The sequence below is a fragment of the Klenkia sp. AC732 genome (genome assembly GCF_979256525.1).
In genome coordinates this window covers 1-3,544 of the sequence record NZ_CEEDOS010000084.1, presented here as the reverse complement: position 1 = coordinate 3,544, position 3,544 = coordinate 1, and the positions used below count along the sequence as shown (strand labels likewise).

Annotated in this window: 4 protein-coding genes; 1 reads left to right on the top strand and 3 read right to left on the bottom strand. The window is 73.6% G+C overall.

Annotated elements, in window-relative coordinates:
- Positions 1 to 405: 405 nt before the first annotated feature.
- Positions 406 to 1,071, bottom strand: coding sequence for a DUF2461 domain-containing protein (locus AC0IVP_RS21750; RefSeq protein ID WP_471759256.1), 666 nt, complete (start codon positions 1,069 to 1,071; stop codon positions 406 to 408).
- Positions 1,068 to 1,718 carry a GNAT family N-acetyltransferase gene (locus tag AC0IVP_RS21745; protein ID WP_471759255.1) on the bottom strand — a complete coding sequence of 217 codons (651 nt, stop codon included), beginning with the start codon at positions 1,716 to 1,718 and terminating at the stop codon, positions 1,068 to 1,070. The genes AC0IVP_RS21750 and AC0IVP_RS21745 overlap by 4 nt, the downstream gene beginning before the upstream one ends.
- A gap of 101 nt (positions 1,719 to 1,819) precedes the next feature.
- On the opposite strand from AC0IVP_RS21745, the gene AC0IVP_RS21740 reads away from it, so the two are divergent.
- On the top strand, positions 1,820 to 3,019 hold the full coding sequence (locus AC0IVP_RS21740) for a winged helix-turn-helix domain-containing protein (RefSeq protein WP_471759254.1): 1,200 nt from the start codon (positions 1,820 to 1,822) through the stop codon (positions 3,017 to 3,019).
- Between the two features lies 1 nt (position 3,020).
- Here AC0IVP_RS21740 and AC0IVP_RS21735 read toward each other — a convergent pair whose 3' ends face one another.
- A complete protein-coding gene (locus tag AC0IVP_RS21735; protein ID WP_056291601.1) occupies positions 3,021 to 3,425 on the bottom strand; it encodes a YkvA family protein in 405 nt (134 codons plus the stop codon).
- Between the last annotated feature and the right edge of the window lie 119 nt (positions 3,426 to 3,544).

The following is a 3,544-nucleotide window of genomic DNA, read 5'->3' as shown; positions in this document are numbered from 1 at the left end:
CGCCGATGGTACTGCCCGGGGGACTGGGTGGGAGAGTAGGACGCCGCCGGACATCATTCCCGAAACGGGGTCACGACTCAGTCGTGGCCCCGTTTCGGCATTCCCAGACCATTCTCTGGAGATCCGCTGAGTCCCGGTGTGCGTGTGTGCCGGCCGTGACGCGGGTCGAGGGCCCGGCGCGCAGCCGCAGAAGAAGTCCGGATGCGGGTGAGCGCCTCCAAGGGCCACGACCTCTAGGAGTGTCCTGAGCAGTGACCTGAGTAGTGCCGGCCTCACCGACCTGCCACGGCCTCGTGGTGGCGTTCGCCGGTGTGGCGGTCTCGGCGGCGCTGTCCCTCCGCACAGGAGGGACGCCGGCCCCCGGGAGCTCGAGTTGGCCCCTGATCTGGCCGTGCACCCAGGAGGTCAGCGGCGGCGGTCGGGAGGTGCGGTGGTGGCGCCGACGTTGTCCGCGAGCCAATGGTTCAACGGTACGAGTGCCCGCCACGTGGTCTGGACCCGGGCGACCACCTCGCGACTGTCGAGCCAGTCCTTCGGCGTCCAGTGCCGGCCGCCGTGGATGCTCTTGTGACGCAACAGCTCCACCCGCACGTGGTCGGCGTCGTACCCGCGGGGTGTCCGCTTGAGCCGGTCGCCGTCGACGGTGATGCCACCTCGTCGGAGCTTCGCCACGATCTGCTCTAGCTGCCCACCGGGGACGTCGTCGTCCACGGCTCGGCGGTAGCGCTCGACCTGGTCGGGCTGCATCCGCCAACTGCCCCCGCGCGCCTGCAGCCCATCCGCGGAGACCTCCACGTACCAGGCGCCCACGCCGGCGCCGGGGAGGTGCAGGACGGCGCCCTGGTGGGTCTTGTACGGCGTCTTGTCCTTGCTGAAGCGCACGTCCCGGTAGGGCCGGAAGAGCTTCGGGGTCCCGAACTCCGCCGCGAGCTCCTCGACGAGCGCCTGCATGGGCACCTTGACGTGCTCGTCGTAGGTGGACTTGTGCTCGGTCCAGAAGGACTTGCTGTTGTCGGCCTCGAGACCCTCGTAGAACACGAGGCCCTCGTCGGGGAAGCCGGTGAAGCTCACGCTGGTCCGTCCTGGTGGTCGTGGGTGGCCTCGTCGTGGGGGTGCTCGTCGTGTGTGTGGTGGTGTCCGGGGTCGTGCGGGCCGTCGGCAGGATCGCCGAGCAGGGTGTGCCAGCGACGTTCGTGGACGGCGGTGGAGCCGGCGTCCAGCGTCCGGCTCCAGCCGTCAGCTGCCCAGCCGGCCGACGCCAGAAAACTCGCGGTGACGGTGTCCCCGGTCGCCACCCACGTCTGCAGCCGCCTGGTCCCCGTCGCCGACAACAGGTCCACCGAGGCGGCCACCAGGCGACTGCCGTGGCCTCGTCGTCCCCAGCGGGGCTCGACCACCACGGCGGCGATCTCGGAGGACGGGCCCTCCGGGGAGGAGGCCTCGCCTGCGTAGAGCTCGGCCGGTCCGTACGCCAGGTACCCGACGGCGTCCTCGCCCTCCCGGGCGACCAGCACGCCGTGCCCCGGGGTGGGCGGCGCGGTGATCGCGGACGCCCAAGAGGCGGTGACGGCCTCGTCGTCCCAAGTGTCCAGCACCTCCGCGGGCAGCAGGGAGCGGTAGGCGGTCCGCCAGGTCACCACCTGGATGCGCGCGATGACGGTGGCGTCGGCGGCGACCGCGGGGCGGACGGAGGACTCGGCTCGTCCGGTCAGCTGCACGCCCGCACCCTAGGCGCGGGGTCGTCGGGGCGGGCGGCACCCCTGGCACGGAGGGTCTGTCGGACCCCGGGTGCAGGATCGGGTCCGTGGAGCACCGACCCGTGGAACGACTGTCTGCCGCCCTGGCGCGCCGGATCGCGCTCGCCGCGCAGGGGCTGGCGGACGAGCGGCCCCCGGTGGTGGTCGGTACCCGGCAGCTGCGGAGCGTGGTGGACCGGTTGGCTGTCGTGCAGATCGACTCGGTCAACGTGCTGTCCCGTTCGCACTACCTCCCGGTGTTCAGCAGGCTGGGGGCCTACCCGAGGCCGCTGCTGGACGCCCTGCACGGCCGGCGGCACGACGTGTTCGAGTACTGGGCGCACGAGGCGTCCTACCTCCCGGTGCGGCTGCACCCCCTGCTGCGCTGGCGGATGGCCGCAGCCGAGCAGGAGGCGTGGGGCTCGATGACCCGGGTGCAGCGGGAGCGGCCGGGCTACGTCGCCGAGCTGTTGGACCGGGTCCGGGAGGGTGGTCCCCTCCGGGCCAGCGAGCTGGGGGAGGAGCGGCCGAACACCCCCGGGCAGATGTGGAACTGGCACCCTGGCAAGGCCGCGCTGGAGTACCTGTTCTTCACCGGGGCACTGACCGCCCGGTCCCGGACCGCCGGGTTCGAGCGGGTGTACGACCTCACCGAGCGGGTGCTGCCCGCCGCCGTGCTGGCCACCCCGACCCCCGGGCGTACCGACGCGATCCGTGAGCTGGTCGTCACCGCCGCCCGAGCCCTGGGCGTGGCCACCGAGACCGACCTGCGCGACTACTTCCGGCTGTCGGTGCTCGAGACCCGGACGGCGATCGCCGAGCTGGTCGAGTCCCGCGCACTGCTGCCCGTCGAGGTGGACGGATGGGGCCGCCCGGCCTGGCTGGACCCCGCCGCCCGTCGTCCCCGGCGGGCGCGGGCACGCGCGCTGCTGTCGCCGTTCGACTCGTTGGTGTGGGAGCGGCCCCGCGTGGAGCGGCTGTTCGGCTTCCGCTACCGGCTGGAGATCTACACGCCGTCGCACAAGCGGGTGCACGGCTACTACGTGCTGCCCTTCCTGCTCGGCGACGCCCTCGTCGGACGGGTCGACCTCAAGGCGGACCGGCAGGCCGGGGTGCTGCGCGTCCAGGCGGCCCACGTGGAGGACGGCCACCCCGCGCCGGGGACGGTGGCCGACGAGCTGGCGGCCGAGCTGCGGGCGATGGCCGACTGGCTCGAGCTGGAGCGGGTCGAGGTCGTCGACCGGGGTGACCTCGCGCCGGAGCTGACCCGGGCAGTGGGCTGAGTCAGCCGGACAGTCCCGCCAGCCGCCGGACCACCAGCAGCCCCGCGTCCCCGCCGGGCCAGTGCCGCACCAGGGCCTCGTCCCCGGCGCGGCGGACCACCGAGCGCAGCGCCCAGGCGACCACCACCACGTCGTCGGCGTAGCCCAGCACCGGGACCACGTCGGGCACCAGGTCCACCGGGGAGAGGAGGTAGGCCACCAGCAGCCACAGCCGGACCCGCACACCCCGCGGCAGCGTCCGGTCGCCGGCCAGTCGACGGACCAGCCGGACCAGGTCGGGCAGCAGACGCAGCGCGTCCCGCACGGTCAACCCGTCGGGCCGGCGCACCCACAGCAGGGCGAGCGCCACGAGCCACAGGGAGAGCAGACCACCCAGCAGGGCGAGCGCGCCCAACCACCAGGTCACCGGTCCGCCGCCGGTCGTTGCAGCGGCTGTGACGGGCTGCCGCACGCGCCGCGGCACGTGACGTGCCGGGACCCGACCCCGACCCCGGCGCGGGTGCGGTGGGCGGCGGGGCGGGCGGG